The organism is Novacetimonas hansenii JCM 7643, from assembly GCF_000964405.1.
Taxonomy (GTDB): domain Bacteria; phylum Pseudomonadota; class Alphaproteobacteria; order Acetobacterales; family Acetobacteraceae; genus Novacetimonas; species Novacetimonas hansenii.
This window is the reverse complement of sequence record NZ_BANE01000344.1, coordinates 1-544: the sequence shown is the minus strand read 5'-3', so window position 1 is coordinate 544 and position 544 is coordinate 1. Positions and strand designations below refer to the sequence as shown.

1 protein-coding gene is annotated in these 544 nt (G+C 67.8%); it reads right to left on the bottom strand.

Going from position 1 to position 544, the window contains the following annotated elements:
* Positions 1–324 precede the first annotated feature (324 nt).
* The coding region (locus B7G66_RS16450) for a DUF736 domain-containing protein (protein WP_048859414.1) at positions 325–544 on the bottom strand (220 nt) is incomplete at its 5' end.

Sequence of the window (544 nt, the reverse complement as noted above, 5' to 3'; positions counted from 1 at the left end):
CTTGAAGACAGGACGGACGGCTCATGCCGGGGTGGACCGGGTCAGGGATCGCCGCAGGCGACCGGCTCGCCGGCGCGTGGGGGAACCGATTTTGTTCGGCGTGCCCGAAGGGTGCGTCGGGCAAAATTGGGGGGACCACGCGTCCTTGACGCGGTTCGCCCTCGCGCATGGTACAATGGGAAGGCTGAGGGAAAGCCTCATGTTCCTCCTGCGTCTCACGTCGGGCGACCAGCGCTGCCGCCCGCGCCCCGAAAAGAGCCCGTGGGAAAAGAAGCGCCGGAAGGCCCCGCCCGGGGAGACCGGGCGGGGTTGGTGGTGGGGAGCTTACTCCCCGTTCCGGCTGCGGGGCCGGGTCCAGATGAGGGTATAGCCTTCCCCTTCCTCGTCGGTGAACAGGTTGGCGAAGATCGGGGCGGCGAAGGAGGGATCGTCCAGCTTCAGGCTCAGATAGGTGCGGCCTTCGTTGGAGCGGCGAGTCCATGCGGCGCCGAGTTCAACCCGTCCGAGGTAGACGCGGTAGTTGGGGGCGTTGTCGTTGGCCCGG